Raw genomic sequence first — 298 nt, forward strand, 5'->3', positions numbered from 1 at the left:
ATCCAAGTAGGTAGAGCCGTTCTAGGTTCGCAAGAGGAAGATGTAATGGCTTTCCGTGATAACCAGGAAAGAACTGTAACACTTTCAAACTTCTATCTGGATGAAACTGAAGTCACTAATAATGACTACAGAGAGTACTTGTTCAATATGGGCAAAAAAGTAAGTGCTGATTCACTTCTTAAACTTGAGCCTAAAGATAATGTATGGGCAGGTGGTGAAATGAGTTTCAATGACATGTATCAGTCATACTATTTCAGATTTCCAGGATTCAACTTTTACCCTGTAGCTGGTGTTTCAT

At 38.3% G+C, this 298-nt stretch carries 1 protein-coding gene; it reads left to right on the plus strand.

The genetic code is table 11. The features are described from left to right. On the plus strand, positions 1-298 hold a 298-nt coding region (locus JEM65_RS22185; protein WP_199603941.1), incomplete at both ends, for an SUMF1/EgtB/PvdO family nonheme iron enzyme.

This window comes from Gelidibacter salicanalis (assembly GCF_016469035.1).
In the GTDB taxonomy this organism is placed as follows: domain Bacteria; phylum Bacteroidota; class Bacteroidia; order Flavobacteriales; family Flavobacteriaceae; genus Gelidibacter; species Gelidibacter salicanalis_A.